Annotated in this window: 17 protein-coding genes; 6 read left to right on the forward strand and 11 right to left on the reverse strand. The window is 60.0% G+C overall.

What is annotated here, in order from left to right; translation table 11 throughout:
• Positions 1-2: 2 nt before the first annotated feature.
• Together AC56QQ_RS16185 and AC56QQ_RS16190 are read left to right on the forward strand one after the other, a co-directional pair.
• Complete coding sequence (locus AC56QQ_RS16185) at positions 3-800, forward strand: FAD binding domain-containing protein (protein WP_497128563.1); 798 nt, start codon at positions 3-5, stop codon at positions 798-800.
• A gap of 399 nt (positions 801-1,199) precedes the next feature.
• Positions 1,200-2,222 carry an acyltransferase family protein gene (locus AC56QQ_RS16190; protein ID WP_497128565.1) on the forward strand — a complete coding sequence of 341 codons (1,023 nt, stop codon included), beginning with the start codon at positions 1,200-1,202 and terminating at the stop codon, positions 2,220-2,222.
• A gap of 15 nt (positions 2,223-2,237) precedes the next feature.
• On the opposite strand, the gene AC56QQ_RS16195 is transcribed toward AC56QQ_RS16190, so the two are convergent.
• From AC56QQ_RS16195 to AC56QQ_RS16205, 3 genes are all read right to left on the reverse strand, one after another.
• Positions 2,238-2,726, reverse strand: coding sequence for an SRPBCC family protein (locus AC56QQ_RS16195; RefSeq protein ID WP_497128567.1), 489 nt, complete (start codon positions 2,724-2,726; stop codon positions 2,238-2,240).
• Between the two features lie 69 nt (positions 2,727-2,795).
• Positions 2,796-3,293, reverse strand: coding sequence for a GNAT family N-acetyltransferase (locus AC56QQ_RS16200; RefSeq protein WP_497128569.1), 498 nt, complete (start codon positions 3,291-3,293; stop codon positions 2,796-2,798).
• Positions 3,290-4,048 (reverse strand): copper homeostasis protein CutC, encoded by a 759-nt coding sequence (locus AC56QQ_RS16205; protein WP_497128571.1) that lies wholly within the window; start codon positions 4,046-4,048, stop codon positions 3,290-3,292. Before AC56QQ_RS16205 ends, AC56QQ_RS16200 begins: the two co-directional genes overlap by 4 nt.
• 205 nt (positions 4,049-4,253) lie before the next feature.
• On the opposite strand from AC56QQ_RS16205, the gene AC56QQ_RS16210 reads away from it, so the two are divergent.
• Positions 4,254-4,682 carry an SRPBCC family protein gene (locus AC56QQ_RS16210; protein WP_497128573.1) on the forward strand — a complete coding sequence of 143 codons (429 nt, stop codon included), beginning with the start codon at positions 4,254-4,256 and terminating at the stop codon, positions 4,680-4,682.
• Positions 4,683-4,806: 124 nt separating this feature from the next.
• Complete coding sequence (locus tag AC56QQ_RS16215) at positions 4,807-5,262, forward strand: carboxymuconolactone decarboxylase family protein (protein WP_497128575.1); 456 nt, start codon at positions 4,807-4,809, stop codon at positions 5,260-5,262.
• Between the two features lie 132 nt (positions 5,263-5,394).
• On the opposite strand, the gene AC56QQ_RS16220 is transcribed toward AC56QQ_RS16215, so the two are convergent.
• The 5 genes from AC56QQ_RS16220 to AC56QQ_RS16240 form a co-directional block, all read right to left on the reverse strand.
• Positions 5,395-5,826 carry a cupin domain-containing protein gene (locus tag AC56QQ_RS16220; protein WP_497128577.1) on the reverse strand — a complete coding sequence of 144 codons (432 nt, stop codon included), beginning with the start codon at positions 5,824-5,826 and terminating at the stop codon, positions 5,395-5,397.
• 1,319 nt (positions 5,827-7,145) lie between these two features.
• On the reverse strand, positions 7,146-7,340 hold the full coding sequence (locus tag AC56QQ_RS16225) for a hypothetical protein (protein ID WP_497128580.1): 195 nt from the start codon (positions 7,338-7,340) through the stop codon (positions 7,146-7,148).
• Between the two features lie 1,073 nt (positions 7,341-8,413).
• On the reverse strand, positions 8,414-8,692 hold the full coding sequence (locus tag AC56QQ_RS16230) for a hypothetical protein (protein WP_497100921.1): 279 nt from the start codon (positions 8,690-8,692) through the stop codon (positions 8,414-8,416).
• 598 nt (positions 8,693-9,290) lie between these two features.
• The gene (locus AC56QQ_RS16235; protein WP_497128583.1) at positions 9,291-9,866 is read right to left on the reverse strand and encodes a nucleoside/nucleotide kinase family protein; all 576 of its coding nucleotides are present in this window, start codon (positions 9,864-9,866) and stop codon (positions 9,291-9,293) included.
• A gap of 37 nt (positions 9,867-9,903) precedes the next feature.
• Positions 9,904-10,236 carry a hypothetical protein gene (locus AC56QQ_RS16240; protein WP_497128586.1) on the reverse strand — a complete coding sequence of 111 codons (333 nt, stop codon included), beginning with the start codon at positions 10,234-10,236 and terminating at the stop codon, positions 9,904-9,906.
• Between the two features lie 1,296 nt (positions 10,237-11,532).
• Here AC56QQ_RS16240 and AC56QQ_RS16245 point away from each other — a divergent pair.
• A complete protein-coding gene (locus AC56QQ_RS16245) occupies positions 11,533-12,858 on the forward strand; it encodes a tyrosine-type recombinase/integrase (RefSeq protein WP_497128589.1) in 1,326 nt (441 codons plus the stop codon).
• Positions 12,859-13,098: 240 nt separating this feature from the next.
• Here AC56QQ_RS16245 and AC56QQ_RS16250 read toward each other — a convergent pair whose 3' ends face one another.
• Entirely contained in the window at positions 13,099-13,512 is a 414-nt protein-coding gene (locus AC56QQ_RS16250) for a Ros/MucR family transcriptional regulator (RefSeq protein WP_497129027.1), read from the reverse strand.
• A 717-nt stretch (positions 13,513-14,229) separates the two neighbouring features.
• Complete coding sequence (locus tag AC56QQ_RS16255) at positions 14,230-14,436, reverse strand: helix-turn-helix domain-containing protein (protein ID WP_497129029.1); 207 nt, start codon at positions 14,434-14,436, stop codon at positions 14,230-14,232.
• A 156-nt stretch (positions 14,437-14,592) separates the two neighbouring features.
• Here AC56QQ_RS16255 and AC56QQ_RS16260 point away from each other — a divergent pair, with 156 nt between their 5' ends.
• Positions 14,593-15,279 carry a hypothetical protein gene (locus tag AC56QQ_RS16260; protein WP_497128592.1) on the forward strand — a complete coding sequence of 229 codons (687 nt, stop codon included), beginning with the start codon at positions 14,593-14,595 and terminating at the stop codon, positions 15,277-15,279.
• 348 nt (positions 15,280-15,627) lie between these two features.
• On the opposite strand, the gene AC56QQ_RS16265 is transcribed toward AC56QQ_RS16260, so the two are convergent.
• Positions 15,628-15,840 carry a helix-turn-helix transcriptional regulator gene (locus AC56QQ_RS16265; RefSeq protein WP_140623337.1) on the reverse strand — a complete coding sequence of 71 codons (213 nt, stop codon included), beginning with the start codon at positions 15,838-15,840 and terminating at the stop codon, positions 15,628-15,630.
• Positions 15,841-15,906: the final 66 nt, after the last annotated feature.

The raw sequence follows: 15,906 nt of genomic DNA on the forward strand, positions 1-15,906 counted from the left end.
GCATGTATTCGGTCAACTATCACCGCGCCGCCTCGGTCACGGATGCCGCCAAGCTCGTCAAGACCGGCGACGCCAAGCTGCTGTCGGGCGGCATGACGCTGATCCCGGCCATGAAGACGCGGCTCGCAGCACCTTCCGATCTTGTCGACCTGTCGCGGATCAAGGAACTGCAAGGCATCAAGGTGTCGGGCAAGACTGTCACCATCGGCGCCGCCACCACGCATTACGATGTCGCCCGGGACGAGAAGCTGAAGAAGGCCTGTCCGGCGCTTGCCCATCTCGCGTCGCTGATCGGCGATCCGGCGGTGCGCCACCGGGGAACGATCGGTGGCTCGATCGCCAACAACGATCCGGCGGCCGACTATCCGGCGGCGCTGCTGGCGCTCGGCGCCACCATCGTCACCAACAAGCGCCAGATCGCCGCCGACAAGTTCTTCAAGGGCCTGTTCGAGACGTCTTTGAAGGACGGCGAAATCGTCACCGCCATCACCTTCACGGCGCCAGCCAAGGCGGCCTATGAGAAGTTCCGCAACCCGGCATCGCGCTACGCGATCGTCGGCGTGTTCGTGGCCAAGGGCAAGGACGGCGTCAGCGTTGCCGTCACCGGCGCCGGCGATGACGGCGTCTTCCGCTCGAAGGAGATCGAGGCAGCGCTCGCCAAGAATTTCGCGGCCGCCGCGCTCGACGGCGTCAAGGTGCCGGCGAAGAATTTGATGACCGACATCCACGCCTCGGCCGACTACCGCGCAAATCTGATCGCGGTGATGGCCAAGCGCGCGGTGGCGGCAGCCAACGCCTGACGACAAAGCGGTTCATCGTTCACGAAAACGCCGAACCGCTCCCTCTCTTTGTCTTGAGGCAATTCCCAGGGGAAAGCGCTATGCGCTTTTCCCGGGAAAACCGTCTCACACTTTCCCCTGGAATCGCTTGGTAGTTGCCGACATGGAAAGGGGCCTTCGCGGCCCCTTTTCGTATGTGGCGGGCTGTAGTCGTCCAGTTCCTGAAAGAATCGTTGCCGCACCAACCTCCTTTGCTTCAAGCAGTTCCGGCCGCTCGCTGCCCCTGAAACTGCCGTGGCAGCAATCTCGCACTTGCACAAATTGATATTGCACTGCAATATGATTTGGGGCGGGAATGCGAGCCGGGTTCGGACAGCGTACCGCCGTACCCTTTCGCATGACCAATGCGAAAGGATCGGAATGTCCGACATTTCCGCAACCCATATGGTTCGGTCTCTAACCGTCACCGACAGATCGGCCAGGACAAGATTGGCCTATCTCGACGGCTGGCGCGGCCTGTCGATAGCCCTGGTGCTGATCGGCCATTTTTTCCCTGTTCCCGGAATCAATCTCGGGGTGCTGGGCGTCGAGTTCTTCTTCGTACTCAGCGGCCGGCTGATGGCCGAGATCCTTTTCATCGAACACTACCCGCTGAAGAAATTCTTCAAGCGCCGCTTCTCGCGCATCTATCCGGCTCTGCTGGTGTTCGTCATCGTTGCCATGATTGCGCTCTCCGGCACATTCATCGCCTTCAAATGGAAGGCGGCGCTGACGGCGCTGACATTCACCTACAATTATGCCGGCATTCTCGTTACTCGGGCCGGGGCGCTGGACCATATCTGGTCGCTCTGCGTCGAGGAGCACGCCTATATCATCCTGGCGCTGATCAGCGCGCTCGTCTTCAGCCGCAACCGCGTGATCCCACTGCTGGTGACACTGGCCCTGCTTGCCATGGCGAACGGCGCGATCTCGTACTGGGTGTTCGATCTGGACTACGAGACCACCTACTGGCGCACCGACGTGCACATCGCGTCGATCCTGCTGTCGGCATCGATCTGCCTGCTCAAGGCCGAGGGCAGGCTGCCGGCGGTGTTCAGGGGCACGCACGTGGCGCTGGCGGCAACGGTCGGCGCGATTGTGCTTTTCCTCGATCCGGTGCCGACGCCGATCCACTATCTCGTGGCGGTGCCGCTGCTGGCGCTCGCCGTCAACGCGCTCGATTTCAACACCGGCTATCTGACCGGATTGCTGTCCTCATCGCCGATGACGATGCTGGGGCTGTGGTCGTATTCGCTGTATCTGTGGCAGCAGCCGTTCTACAAATTCGTCTATGAGCAAGGCAGCAACCCATGGCCGATGCTGGCCGGGGTCTTTGCCTGCGCGCTCTGCAGCTACTACGTCGTCGAGCGGCCGGCACGCGAATGGCTCAACCGCAATTGGTGAAGACCGCCGGCATCGTCAGGCCGAGGCGCTGTTTTTCCGCGCCCTAAGATAGCGCCGCAGGCCGGCTTCGCCGCGCGGCGTCGTCCAGCGGTGGTTCCAGGCGAAGGCCGGCCGCAGCAGCGGTGCGAGGAATTTGAGGATAGGTCTCTCGACCGTGACCTGCCAGGTCAGCTGGACATGGGTGCCGGTGCCCGACGGCGACAATTCGGCCCGCCACAGCCCGTCGAAATCGCCATGGGTCTTAACCACCACCAGCCGGCCTGGTTCGAGCTCCGCGGCCTCGATGATGAAATTCAGCTCATAGGGCAGGGCGCCGCGAGCCCGTGCCCTTGCGCGCGAACCGATGGTCGCCTTGCCTCTCCTGTCCAGCGGCACCACTTCCTTGTAGACGTCACCCCACCAGAGCGGCAGCAGTTCGGCATCCGAGAGCACCTCCCACACTTCCAGTGGCGTGCCCTCGGGGATGTGCCAGCTTTCGTCGAAACGGAAGACATTGCTTGCCATCGGGTTTCCTCCGGTTGGCGGAAACACCCATATTAGCTGCGGCTTTTTTATGTGGCCAGCGCCAGCGGATCAGGCGGGGATCTGCCTGACATAGTAGCGCACCGCCTTCTTGCCGCCATGGATGACGGCGTCGCCGACTTCGGCGAAGCCGAGGGCGGCGTGAAAGGCATCGGAAGCCGGGTTGGGCGGATCGATATTGACCTCGCAGGTGACCAGCGTGTGACCGGCGGCCGCGACATGGTCGAACAGGTCCTGGTAGAGCCGGCGGGCATGGCCGCGGCCACGCGCTTGCGCCGCGACAACAACACGATCGACATAGACAAAACGTGGATAGCGTTCGCAAAACCACAGAAAATTGGGACTGTCGTAGCCGGCGTCCTGATCGAAGGTCATGATGAAGGCTTCGAGGTCGCCGATGCGGCGCGCATAGAACGCCTCGCCGAGCAGGAAGGACAGCCGCTCTGGCTCCAGCCAGGACAGTTCGGCTGCGTGCTCGTTGTTGAGCGCCAGGATCGCCGCTTCGTCTTCGGGCGCTACAGGGCTGATCACGGCAGGGGTCGCGGTCATGCCTTGGCCGCCGCGATCGTCGCCGCCACCAGCGGTGTGTCGGTCAGAGTGTTGCGATACTCACGGTCGAGGTCGGAGCCGCCCATGCCGACGTGGGGATTGCGGTAATGCATGGCGCTCGACACCTCCTTGAGGGCGGCGAAATGCATTTCGGCCAGTCCGGTTTTCCTCCGCACTTCGGCGATATTGCCAAGATCGAGCCCGCCACATCCGAGGATAACGATGCGGTCGCCGGCCTGCCGCACCAGATCCGCCAACAGCGAGATGCCTTCGATGGCGGTATCGCGCTGGCCGCTGGTCAGCACGCGGCCGACCTTGCAGCGGATCAGCATTTCCAGCGCTTCGGCCGGATCGCGCGTCATGTCGAAGGCTCGGTGGCAGGTAACGTTCAGAGGCCCGGCGGCCTTCGTCAACTCGCTCATGCGCTCTTCGTCGATGGTGCCATCGGCGTTCAGGCAACCGAACACCACACCGGGCACGCCGAGGTCGCGCAGCGCGGCGACATCGGCGAGCATCGAGCGATATTCGGCGTCGCTGTAGAGAAAATCGCCGCCGCGCGGCCGCACCATGACGTGAAACGGCACGGTCGCCTGGTCGAGGGCGGCGTGTACCGTGCCGAGGCTCGGCGTGATGCCGCCTTCGACCAGGCTGGCGCACAGTTCGACCCGGTCGGCGCCGGCAGCCTGCGCTGCCAAAAGGCCATCGATGCCCTCGACACAGATTTCGATCAGCGGCAGGCGAGGTTGTTTGGTCAAGGGGCGATCCAGTCGATGATGTCGGCGCCAGCCCTAGCATCGGGCCGGTTGGCGCGAAAGCGCGAACAGCGCGCCGCCACTTGGGCCAGGCTAAATTTCCCGGCTTGACAGTCTTATAACCGTTGAGTTATTGATCAACCCATAGCCAACGGGTTATTGATCGTCTGGGCAGCGCGGCGTCGTTCTCGATCGACAAGGAGTGGACATGACTGAAACCAAATCGATTGTCGTCGAACGTCTGATCCCGCACGCTGCCGAAAAGATATGGCGCGCATTGACCGTGCCTCATCTCGTTGCCGAATGGCTGATGCAGAATGACTTCGTGGCGGAAGAGGGACATCGCTTTACCTTTCGGGCAACACCGGTGCCAGGCTGGTCCGGCGTGACGAATTGCGTGGTGCTGAGGGTCGATGCGCCGCGCCTGCTTGCCTATAGCTGGGGCGACGGGACGGAATCGGACAGTGGGCTGAGAACCGTGGTGACATGGTCGCTCACTCCCGAGGGCGCGGCGACCCGAGTGCGGATGGAGCAGTCGGGATTCCGGCCCGCCGACGAACGCGGATATGCCGGCATGGGGGGCGGGTGGCCGCGTATCCTCGAGCGGCTCGAACAGGTGGCCGCCAGGCAGAGCTGACGCTGGGCTTTTTCTCAAACAGATCAGTCGGGGTAACTGGCGATCGCAACAATTCAACCCGGATGCTCGGCGTCCGGGTCTGGCAAAACACACCCTGACGAAACGCTTCAAGAAGGAGGCAGATATGCAAGCAAGAATCAAAAATCCGGTAGCGCTCTTTCCCGGCTCGCTGCAGGCCCTGCTGGCGCTGGACAAGTCGACCGAGGCGGCTGAGGTGCCTTATGTGACGCGCAAGCTCATCCATTTGCGCGCCAGCCAGATCAACAGCTGCAGCGCCTGCGTCGACATGCATGCGCGCGAACTGAAGAAGGCCGGCGAAAAGGACGAGCGCATCTTTGCCCTCGCGGCATGGCGGGAGACGCCCTACTTCACCGATGCCGAACGGGCGGCCCTGGCGCTCGCCGAGGCCGGCACAAGGCTCGCCGACCGGCCGGACGCGGTGCCGGACGATGTCTGGGACGAAGCCGCCCGGCACTATGATGAAAAGGCGCTGGCCGCCCTGGTCGTCCAGATCGCCTTGATCAACGCCTTCAACCGGCTAAACGCCACGACACGACAGATGGTCGGCGCCTGGGGGTAGTGGGGCAGGGCGGCGCTGGCGGTGCTGCTCACCGGAATGATCGCTCTCCACCTTGCCGGTGTGCTTCAGTTCGTCCCGAAGGACGGGCTGCGTCGGCACATCGGTTTCGGGCGGCGACCGTGAGGCAGGCCGCTATTGGCGCAACTCCGTATTCTTGGCGCCTTCCTCGACCTGATCGATCACCAGCAGCTTTACCGGACCGTCGCCGATATTGGTGGCCTGGTGCCACTGTCCGATCATTTCGATGATGAAATCGCCCGTCTTGTAGGTGTTGCTGTTGCCGCTCTCGACATTGGTGACCTTCAGCGTCCCGGCCTCGACATAGGCGTAGCGGGGAAAGGGATGCCTGTGCACCGGCAAGGTGGCGCCCGGCGCGATGTCATAGGTCGAAACCAGGACCTGCACGTTTTTCCCCGGCAGGATGATCGGCTGGCCGGAAGCGGTTGTCGTGCGTGACGCAAGCGGCGTGACGACGACCGGTGTGCCGCTGCTGTCCAGTGCCCAAACCGGGTTTGCGGAAAAGACGGCCGCGAGCAGCAGCCCAGACATCAGAATTTTTCGCATGATTCGCTCCAGCGCAGTGTCAGCATCGCGCGGCGGCCCTCCGCGTGCAAGGTAGGGTCTTTGGCGAGAAGCCTGCCGGCCCGCGTCCTTCGTCCGGCCGCGCCGGGGGCCGGGTTGTTCCGTGATTGCCGCTGTCCGATCGTGGGCTATGCCGCGGCACTGAGCCTGGGTTCTGCGAGCGTCCCCAGGCCGGCACATCCAGAACAGGCGAGCGTCTCTCCTGGGCAACCGGTCTGATGGGTGCCTTGCGGGCAGCAATGCCCCTTTGACGCATCCCATCTGGAGCAGTCGAAAACCCTGCCGCTGCCATGACAGTGCGGGCATTCCGCATTCACTAAAGCCGTTGCCAATTTTTCTTACCCAAGCCAAACGCACTAACCCCACGCCGCAAGTAACAGAGATCGCTGCGCTTTCAAGCACGGCGCGCTGACTTAAATTGGGTGGGTCGATGACAGGGGTAGGTGGCCGGTGCCGGCCGCGCGACGAACGGAGTGGCGTTTTGCCCCGCTGCAGGAAGCCGCGGTAGGCCGGCGCCGCGTCTTGGAGAGACAACGTGACACCGGCCAGACGAACCGTCAGGTCCGCCGCCCCGCACACATGGCCTATTCGGACGGTCGGGGTTATGGCGTGATCGCGGAAGCTGGAGGCTGCTGGTCGGAACTGTCGCCATCCGTTGGGGCAAAGCAAACCGCGCGCCGCAAGGCATCTCGATCAGAACAGCAGGAGCAAACGAGCTCGCTCGAAAGAACATGCCAGGCTAGCCGATTGAGGTATCCGAGCATCGTCACTCTCCTTGTGAAAGGCAGATATAATTCCGGCGTTCCCGACGCCGGATAGGCCGGTTTCGGCGAACAGGAGGGTAAGATGCTACGTGCAATATCTAGGGTTCTGGCTATCGTCGTCCTCTGCTCCACCGCCGTCGGAATCACGACAAGTCTGACCATGGCCGACACGCGCGATGCGGGCCACAAGCCGGGTGATAGGGGACACTAGGTCCACCGCCCAATGCCGACGCGCTATCGGTCAATTTGTCACTGCCGAAGTTGATGGCCCGTTGCTCGCGCAGCGGGCCTATCTTTCGCCCGAGGCAGCAAGACCGCCGGGAGTGTGACAGGTAAGCTTGGGGAATGAGCCGACAGTTCGAACCTCGGCAAATCTTGCAAAGGTGGCCCAGGAAACAGCGCTGATCGGAAGGCAGCACCTTGTGTTCCTGCCGGATCAATATGCGCCTTAACCAATACAATAACAGGCCCGGTCGGACGGGCGCGGATAGCATCGCCAAGGCGAGCTTCGCCTCAGCAGGCGCGCTTGAACGAATGTCAGTAGCGACGTCGCCGCAATGAAAGTATCAGCCCGACCACCAAGCCGAGAACGAACCCGAGTGGCCCGGTAATGAAGATGCCGAGCAGCGGTCCCTGGTTGGCCTCGGGCGTGAAGATGAGCGGTCCAACGAACCCGCCGACAAAGCCGATGACGCCCAGGATCACGCCCCAGCGGAACATCGTAGCGATCATGTATCCCCCAAACCTCGTCCCGACTTGCTTACGAATCCGTAAGTCGCGCATCTGAGCCTAGTCCCATAGGCTGACCGAGAGCAGCGAATTCATTCAGCCCTTCGCTGCTCCCTGGGTTCCCACACCCGACAGCCCGCTGCCACCCCCCCAAAGTCCCGGCAGCGGGCTGGTCCCACGCTGGTCCTGAACGCAAGACCACCGACGGATCAAGTCGTCAAGTTGGCGATACGACCCGCTGCCTCGATGTCGGCCTCTTGGCCGGGAACAAAAGGGCTGCGATCCGGTTTCGAGGGATGGGAGGAAATAGATATGCCAAGCCAAGTCAAGGATCCGCCACCGAAGCCCGACCACGAAAAGGCACCCGTCCGTCGTCGTGACAAGGAAGCACCGCCAGAGCCTAAACATGTCGATCCGCCACCGCGAGATGTGCGAGAGGCGCCGGTTCCAAATCCAAACGGCGAGAAGAATCGTTAAGCGCCGGCCGCATGCGGCGCGCCGATGAGTGGCGGGCAGCTGTACGTTTAGCCAGTGCACCTCCGGCACGATAATTGCTTCCACATCCCTGAAGGGGAAATGGCTGGGCTAATGCATCGAAGTAATGAAGAACTGTGCAATTGGGCGGGCGAAAGGGGGATTACGATCTACCAACGATCAAAGACTGTCTGGATTGCGGCAGGAACGTATCGGGGCCGTGAATATGAGGTGAAGGGTCGTACTCCTGCCCTTGCGCTCGCATTGTGGATGGAGGCCGCACAGTACCGAGGTTCGGGAATATAGGGCTGACCCGCTTCCGCCCAGCAGGGTGCGGCCGACGCCCTCGGGTCAGGGTGGCTCCATCGAGCGCCGGCCTTGGCAGGGTTGGGGTCCTGCCACCGAATAAAATTAGCTGATTCTAAAATATCGAGGAATAGTTCGATTGCGGAAAGGTGCCGCTTCGATCGTCGCCTTCGCCGAACTCGTCTCTGTCGATGGGGCGGGACTCCGCTGCCCCGTTGTCAATGAAGGGCGAGGCGCTCGGTACGCATTGCAAAATGGCAGGGGAGGCGCGGACGCCTCCCGCGTCTCCCGGCATCTTAGAATCGATCGTTCACCGCCGTGAACCGGTCATGTGTGAATAGGAGCGATGGGTTGCGCTCCAGCCGCACGACCGTCGGGGGCTTGATGTGATTCCTCTGGCTTTCCGCGAATGCCAGGGCGAATGATTTCAGCGCAAAAGCGTAGGTGCGCTCTTCGTCGTGCTCGACAACACGCACGAACCACTCGCCGTCGGCCTCAAACACTTCCACGCGGGTTCCCGAGAGCCCGCCGTAGCTGGTCAGATAACCGTCGATGTCGCGTTGGGGACGAGCCACCGCTTTCCTCCCATGTAGCAAGATATGCAACTACGCTAATGAAGATACCCTGCAACAGACTATGACATAGCTCACATAGCTTTCGGCCGCCCGCGCAAGGCCCCATCGTTCTATTTGCAAAAGCGACGCCAAATGCGGCGAGAAGGGATCACGCCGAAGGTGAAGCGCCAAACGTTGCGGCCGGCGCCACGCCTTGGAGAGATAACGAGGCACAGGTCTAGCCAGAGCCGCATCAGGTCCGCCGCGGTCGCACCATGGGCGGCCCGCTGCTGCCGTGAATGGAGCAGCGGCTTTACTTGGCTACGCAATAAAATGAAAATGGCCGGCGCCAGTTGGGCGGGGGTGGGCTTAGGGCAAGCGCCGGCCAGACGAACCGTCAGGTCCGCCGCCCCGCACACATGGCCTATTCGGACGGTCGGAGTTATGGCGTGATCGCGGAATGCCCAGCTTGCCGCTAGACGCCCATGGCGGGCAGGCTGTACTTTAGCGATGCCTGAAAAGCCTGCGACCACCTACGTCGTGAGCGTGTTCGAGAAGCCGCATTGGCGCACGGTGCTGACCACCAAGGATAAGATCGAGGCTGTGGATGCCGGCAGGGTCAAGTTGTAGGTTTATTCTTCGAAGCCAGATATTCCCGGTACTCGCTCATTGCCATCGGTGCGATCGTGACCAGATTGCCGAAATTCGGATTTGACTCTATCGGCACGTAAAGCCAGCGCTGCCCCTTCTGCGTGAACCGAAGCATTTTGCCGCCGTGCAGGACAAACGAAATCGTCGTGTTTCTGCGGTCGAGGGATTCGACATATCGTGTGCCGATGTGGCAACCCGTTTCAATGAATGCGCTGTCAGTGGCGATCATTCTTATACGCAGGTGCGACAATGGACCAAATACAGAGATCGTCGCGATGGTCGCGAGCGCCGCTATCCCGCTGATGACCAGGGCTGGTTTCACGGTCGGATCAGCTTTCATAGCCTCCCAATCCCATCTGAAGCCACCTGGTGCTGTCAGTCCGCTGAAGCAGACGATCGCGATCAAAATGGCGACAAAAACGGCGATGAAGGCAAATACCTTGAAGTAGGCGATTAACGCCAACTGCAAGCACGTCGGCGTTGCAAAAGAACCGTCGAGCAGCAGGTCAGGCATGTTGACAATGATGGCCAGAGCTCTTGCCAAGCGCAAGCCCGCTGCCTCACGGTGGCGGGCTTTTTCTTTATTTGAACTTTATGGCGTGCTCCATCGGAAGCCATGTGACCTCACCCGTTGCCGTTCGGATTAAGTACCAAGTCTCGGCGGTCTGTCGGTCAAGCAAGATGGTTGTCGGCTGCGACTGCCCCGGGTTCATCCAGGTTGAGATCGAGCCCTGTGAAACCTCATATCGAGGTTCGCTGTTCGAGCAGCCGGCCAAGGGAACCAAAACAATTAGTAAAATCGCCGCCCTGCGCATTTTCTCTCCCCTGTTTGGCAATCGTTTCTCACCGTCCCAATAAAGTGCGTTTGTCCTTCGATCGACACTGATGTGATCAAGCCCGTTGATGCTGATCATTCTGACGTTCTTGGGCTAATCCGTTGGCGGGGTGCCGTCGGAATAAATCTGACTCATTGCTCGGCCCCCCATACACCTTCGCCCCCAAAAGGAGGACTTGAAGTATAATTGCACAAGCGCATCTTGTCCGTGGGCTTGGCAACCTGGACCGCCATAAGCAGGAATATCGATTGTATCGGAGGTGCTGCGGAGGCGTACGATGTCTTAACAGTCTTTATGTGCGGCCGATGGGGCACCGGTCGTTAGCAAGCTGGAGGACCTGATGTGATGAACGCTCATATTCCAACCGTCGAAACATTTTGCGTTTCCGATACCTTTGTAACGGGCTCTGCCCCTCTCCAATTCTTGGGCGATAATATCAGGCTGACGTTGTTCGTATCGCAGCGCTCCTATGATGGCGCCGCAGAGAACGCCGTAGTGTCGAAGCTGGTAGGGAGCCGTTCCGACATGCTCCAGATTGCCGCCGCCATCCTACGGGGTTGCAGCGCCAATAATAGCGCTGACGACGCGGCAGCGGTCGCGCAGTTTCTAAAGGCTCCAGCCGGTCGCCACTGATCGGTAAGCGGTTCGTTACCTAGCCCGCTGCCTCAGGTGGCGGCCTTTTTATGATGCTGATTGCGCAAACCGCCGAGCAGGCCACCAACAAACGAGCCTATTTTCCCGTACGTTCCGCGCCGAGAGCCGCTTCCGGCTTTGCCTCAACGGCCTGCCGTATTGACCCTGAAGCGCCGTCAAACGTCCCTTGTTCGACGGCGGCGATACCTTTGGACGTAAGCTGCACGCCGAAATATCCGCCACCTCCGTAGGCGCCTTGTCTTATGATAAGTTTCTCAGCGTGCAACCAACTGACCACGTCGGCAAAGTGGTAGCTCTTTTTGTGGTCACATCCGGCGTAACATCCTTGGCTTCGAGTTCCTGCCTTCGCGGTCCGCCAAGAATTAGCTTCGCTAGGATACGGCCGATGACCTCGTACGACTCAGCAAGTGACGTCATTGTTGACCCAAATGTTGCCCCAGCGCCGAAAGGCCTTGTTGGAGGCCGCTTGATAGTCCAGCTAAGTCTTTGAAAGATTTGGCTCCCCGGGCCGGATTCGAACCAGCGACCAACCGGTTAACAGAGGTTTTCTATTGAGTTTCTCTGCGTCGTCTTGCGACAGCCTGAAACATTGCAAGCCTTTGTAATTCAAATAATTTATTTCTCCTTTGTGTCTCAAATCGTCGCATCACATCTCGACAAAGCGCGCGGGTTTATGTAGATCATTGTGTAGATCACGCGAACCGGTTGGTCGAGGTGCGGATGCCGCAGATCGAACTTACGGACAAACTTTGCCAGTCTGCGAAGGCGACATCTGGCCGAAAGGTGGACTACTTTGACACGCTCGTAAAAGGGCTCGTCTTGCGTGCGTCGGCAGGCGGAACGAAGTCCTGGTATCTAGTCTATGGCCCGCCGGCGAAACGCCAATGGCTGAAACTCGGCTCCTATCCGGATGTATCGCTTGGTGGTGACAGGGGAGCCCGCCAGCGCGCGCGGGATGCGCGCGCCGAGGTGGGGGATGGAGGCGACCCGGTCGCCGACAAGAAGGCGCAGGCCGCTTCCCAGACCGTGGCCGACTTGGTCGACAACTACATCAAGCGTCACGCCTCGACCAAGCGCTCGGGCGACGAGATCGCCCGCCGCCTTCGCAAGAATGTTTCCGGCCGGAACGCCGACGGCGGGAAGTTGGAGAAGAGTTCCGTGGGGTGCATTGGCGACGTCAAGCTTTCCGAGCTGCATCGCCGCGATATTACGAAAGCGATCGACGCCCTGAAGGACCGGGGCGCCGACGTTGAGGCGAACAGGCTCTTCGAAGATGTCCGCGCCATGATCCGATGGGCTAGAGGCAGGGGCGACCTTGATCAGAACCTCGTCGAGGGCATGCGCAAGCCCACCGAGACAGTTGAGCGCGATCGTGTGCTATCACCCGACGAAATCGGATCTATGTGGGGAGCCTTGGCACACGCTGATATGCGGGAGTCGACGAGGCGCGTCATCCGCTTGTGTCTTGTCACCGCGCAGCGGGTAGGCGAGATCTGCGGGATGACAGTTGGCGAACTCGATCTCGACAGGTCGGTGTGGACTATTCCATCTGTACGTTCAAAGAACAAACGCGAGCATGCGGTCCCTCTATCGCCAATCGCCGCTATGATCATTCGCGACCAACTTGCCGACGTGAAAGCGCTTGCCGAGCGTAAGGGCAGGGCCATGCCCGCATTTGTCTTCCCTGGACCTGGAGCCTATGCGCCTGTGACCGGTGCCGCGATCGCCAAGGCGATCAAGCGTGAAGAGATCATGAAGCGCGGTAAAGCGACGATCTTGGGCGTTGAGCCTTGGACCTCACACGACCTTCGTAGGTCGGCGGCAACGCATATGGAAGAACTCGGCATCTCGCCTTTCGTCATAGGCCACGTTTTGAATCACGTAAGCGCGACGAAGGCTAGCATCACTAGCCGCGTTTATGCTCGCTACGATTACATGAGAGAAAAGCGAGAAGCACTCGCCCTTTGGGCTGATCGATTGGTCGGAATTGTCAGCGGTGGCGCTGAGATCGTGCCGATCGGCTTGGTGGGCGCTGCGTTACCCTGACTTCCGCCGCGTCGTATGGATTGTCGGGAAGGGCGTCAGGCTCGTCTCCATCACGTAGGAGATGGACGAGCATCCCAGCATGTGATGATGCGCCAGATCATGCCGCAGTTCGATGAATATCGGTCCAAGCAGAATGCCAAGCACGTACTCCTCATTTCAGCGTATGCCGGAACAACCCGAGAAGTGGCTGCGAGGTGCCGCTACGGGCCGGGGGACGCAAGAACTGTCCAACAAACAAAGCTAGCGCGATTTTTTCGAAGCCTTCTTTACCGGCTTCGTACTCGGCTTCCGCCCAAGGCCCGACGCCTTAGCCAACGCTGATCTCTGAGCGGCGTAGTTCGGCGCCACCATTGGATAATCGGCCTTCAAACCCCATTTGACGCGGTATTCGTCCGGCGTCAGACCATAATCGGTCGCCAGGTGCCGCTTCAGCGATTTGAATTTCTTCCCATCCTCAAGGCAGATGAGGTAGTCGGGAAATACCGAGCGCTTAGGATTGACCGCAGGATCCTGTTTGGCCTGTTCGGCCGATACTGGATGGCCGATGCCAGACAGGGACGAATGTACTGAGGCAATCAAGTCCGGAAGACCGGCGGCGGGGAGGGGATTGTTGCTAACATATGCAGAGACGATGTCTGCGGTGAGGCTGATCATCTCGTTGTCCGATTCTGTCAGGTCGATCACTTTCTAACTCCCTGCTGCACTTCGTTCGTATAAGGGAATATCAGCCAAAACAATAAGGACACGTATCAAGATGGATTCTGGCGGGCGCGTCAGTCAGCGTACGCCCCAAATTGCGGCCATGACGACTAGCATTGTGCCAATCCAATAGAGGCCCCGGAACCACCACGCGTTCACTCGTTCCGTAAGGCTGACGCCGCTCCAAGTTTGTATTTCCCACCCTTTCAATGCAAGTGTCGCCCAAAGAAGGATTGCTGTTCCCAAGGAAGCAGCAGTCGCCAGCGCGAACGTTCCGGGTTGGAAAAAATACGTCGTCGCACTGCCAAATATAGCTCCGACAAAGGCCGCAGAAATTCCCCAAGCAAACGAATAGGCGAAAGCTCGTCTAACGGACCAAATGCCAGCTGGCTTCGATGGTACTTTGTCGGAATTGCGGATGACATTGTCTTGCCGCTCAAGCTCTTCGAAGCGGGCAGGGCCAAAAATATCTAGCCAAGACAACTTAACAATACGCCAAGGGGATGCCGGCGTTGGTGTGGTTGATGCCGATGCTTCTCATCCTATTCGCAAGGTCGGCGATATCGTATGCGGAATGTCAGCGAAGTCTCTCTAAATCCGTCCGCTGACCTGTTCTTTCTACCAATCGCGACTGCCAATCAAGCGAGGCCCGGCCCACACTGCCCGCCGCCTCTAATTTCGCTTGGCCAAGCGCACACCAGGGCCTCCGCCGTTTTCTGCTATGAATTCGACTCCTGCCGCCTCAAAGGCGGCACGTACCGCTTGAAGCGTTTTGGATTTGAGGCGATCGCCTTGTTCCAGACGAGTAATCGTTTGCGTGGCAACTTGCGCTGCTTCGGCCAATTCACGCACTCCCCAGCCAAGCGCCGCCCTCGCCATCCTGCACTGGACAGGATGTATTTCATCACAGGGTGATGATTTCTGTTGCCCGTCCACGTTCCGACCTGTAGTCTATCAACCCACAAAAGACGGCCGGAAGGTGCTCGAACACCCACTCCGGCCTGACCACAACCTAAGCTTCAGGGAGCTCGGATCATGCCTGATTCCGACAATAGCATGAGTTTGTCGTTCGTCACCCGGCGGCGCTTGCTGGCGGGCACGGCGACGGCCGCACTGGCATGGCCTTTCCAGGTAAAGTCGCGGGCCGCCGAACTGACGGACGGCAGCAGTGCGGCCGATCCTGCTCTTCGTCTGTGTGGGAACTGGCAAAAGATCCACGATGAGACACTGGCGCTGTGCCGCGAACAGCAGCGGTTGGAGACATACCTCGCCAGGACGGTCGGCTTTCCCTGCGCCAAGGTGCGGCTTGCCGATGGTACGGACGTGACACTCCATTCCATCGAGTGCTTGAACGATGCCTACTCTCCTGAAAACGAAGTCGAATGGGGCAGGGCGCTCGCGGATTTCGCGGCGCACCAGTCGCGCTGGGACGCTGCTGATGCTGAGATCGGCTATTCGAGAACAGACGAACTGATCCGGCAATCGGAAACAGCCGAAAGCGCACTTCTGGATGATCTACCGCAGACAGCGGCCACGTCCATCGAAGGCATATTTGCCAAGCTCAAGGTCATCCTGCGTGACGGTGAGCACTGGGAACATCCAGACGATTTCCCCTGGCCGCATATCCGATCTGTGCTGGATGACCTCGCCGCCACCATAGATATCGATCCGGCGACGATTGCCAGATCGATTGGGCAACCGTTAGTTGACAGCCCCTCATAGGCGGTGAGGAAGCAGTCTGCCTCGAAGTAGGCCTGATCGGTGGCCGCTGTCTCGGCCGCTGCGCTGAACGCTTGCTGTGTCAGTCTCAGGGGCGGCCACCGATCCGGCGCGGGCTGGGAAAGCAGATGAGCGGCCAGTTGTATGCGGTTCGATCCCAAGTTGCCCTGCTTGAGTAACCCATCTTGAAATGGGCGCGAGGCCGACTATCGCTTCTGGTTTGCCGTGTTCGTTCGCCTCGGCGATGATCCTAATGGACATGGTCCACATGGGTTCAAGCAATTGCCTCGCCGCCGTGACCGCTGCGTCTCGATGAAGCCCAGCTTTCCGCGCAGTTGTGCATCACTCTCATCACAACTTGTCGCCCTGGTCTTGCGGACGCCACGAGAGGGGATTGGTGATCCAGCGACTGATGTCGGATTCGTGCCAGCCTGCACCGTGGATACTGATCTGTATCTGGCGTGGAAAGGTGCCTTCGGCGATCTTGCGATAGATCGTGGACCGAGACAGGCCGGTCCGGAAAAGGACGGTTTTCAGGCGGATGATCCGGTCGGGTTCAGGCATGGTCGCACTGCCTCTTGCTGGTTGGTTCTGATTGCTCCTGATCCAGAGAGGACAGACACTTACGGG

Source organism: Mesorhizobium sp. RCAM 05099 (genome assembly GCF_059683685.1).